Annotated in this window: 2 protein-coding genes; both read left to right on the forward strand. The window is 72.1% G+C overall.

The window, feature by feature from the left end; translation table 11 throughout:
• Window positions 1-340: methylglyoxal synthase (locus tag Q7W29_05840; protein ID MDO9171334.1), on the forward strand; the 340-nt coding region annotated here is incomplete at its 5' end.
• A 29-nt stretch (window positions 341-369) separates the two neighbouring features.
• Window positions 370-1,560, forward strand: coding sequence for a hypothetical protein (locus Q7W29_05845; protein ID MDO9171335.1), 1,191 nt, complete (start codon window positions 370-372; stop codon window positions 1,558-1,560).
• Window positions 1,561-1,729: the final 169 nt, after the last annotated feature.

The raw sequence follows: 1,729 nt of genomic DNA on the forward strand, positions 1-1,729 counted from the left end.
GACCGGCAAGGCCCTCGAGGAGGCGCTGGGGTTCGCCATCAAGAAGCTGCAGAGCGGCCCGCTCGGCGGCGACCAGCAGATCGGCGCCAAGATCGCCAGCAACGAGATCGACTTCCTGATCTTCTTCTGGGATCCTCTGGAACCGCAGCCCCACGACCCGGACGTCAAGGCCCTGCTGCGGATGGCCGTGGTCTGGAACATCCCGATCGCCTGCAACCGGGCGTCGGCCGATTTCATGATCTCGTCGCCGCTGATGGAAGGCGAGTACGACCGGCTCGTGCCCGATTACGACAATTACCGCAACCGCAGGTTCGACCGGAACCCACCGGCCGCATCCTGATCGGTCGCGTCCAGGAGTGGAGGATCCCCATGGCCCGCATGTCACATCGATGGTGGCCGATGATCGTCGCGGCGATGTTGTGCGGCGGACTGCCCGCGACGGCCGCCGACGGCCCCTTCCTGCGGGCGGACGCCTACAGCGCCTACGAAGTGGACCTGGGCCGGGTGCGGGACGACCTGCTGCCGCTGCTGCGGGCGGCGATGAGCGGCGAGGAGCCGCAGGCGACGCGCGACTTCGAGGACTTCCTGGGCGTCAGCGGCGTGCGGGCCCTGGACCGGCTACGTCTCGTTTCGCGGTCGTCGGTGGACCGCTCGTGCGCGAGCCTGGAGTTGGAGCTGGATCCCCGCGCGGACGGCGGGATCCTGGCCGCCCTGAGCGGCGTGCGCGACGGCCGTTGCCGCTTCGCGCGCTACGTCCGCGAGGATGACGTGCTGGCGTTCGCGACCCTGGAGAATCTCCCCGGCAGCCTGGAGGCGCTGCTGCCGTTCCTGACGCGGCCCGCGACGGGACCGGAGGCCGCGTGGCTGAGCTTCGGCGAGGAAGGTGAGCCCGAACTCGCCGGCATTCCGATCCGCGGCCGCCTGCTGCCGCTGCTCGCCGGCGAGATCGACGTGATGCAGTTGCAGAGCGCCGCCGGCGGCGTGCCAGCGGTGGTCCTGGCCGTCGCCACCCGCGACGGCCCCGCCCTGCGCGACCTGCTGCTCGGCCTGGCGGCCGGACAGACCGCCGGCGATGATGGCTCTGAGGACACGCCCATGATGGGCCTGATCCGCAGCCTGCCCGCGCAGCAGGTCGGCGAGTTCCAGATGACGGCCCTGCCGATTGGGCCCGCGCTGGCCGTCAGCCGCGATTTCCTGGTGCTGGCCTCGGACCAGGCGGTCCTGCGGGAGATGCTGGAGCGTCCGCGCGGCGACCTGTGCGTGCCGCGGGGGCACGCCTGGCTCTTCGCGCGGGGGGCGGCGATGACCCAGTGGCGCGAGGACCTGGCGCGGCGGGCTGCCATGCGCACCCACGCCGCCCCGGCCCTGCCGGCGATGGCGCAGGCGTTTGACGGCCTGCACTTCGACCGCTTCGAGATGCGCGCCGCCGGTGGCAGCCGCCGTCTCGACGTGCAGTTCCACGCCGAAGGCTCGCCCCTGAACGCCGGCTACCGCGCCCTCTGCGAGATGCTGGCGGCCGCGGCGGCCGACTCGCCGGCCGCGTCGGCGGGGACGAACTGATGGACGACCTCGGCTTCACGTTCCGGGCCCGTAAGAACGGCGAGGTCGAGATCCTCCATCGCGGCCGCCGCGCGACCACGCTGCGCGGCACGGTGGCCGGGGATTTCCTGGCGACCGCCGCCACCGGCGATGAAGCGGAACTGCAGCAGGTCATGGCCCGGCTGACCGG

This window comes from bacterium, assembly GCA_030654305.1.
Taxonomy (GTDB): domain Bacteria; phylum Krumholzibacteriota; class Krumholzibacteriia; order LZORAL124-64-63; family LZORAL124-64-63; genus PNOJ01.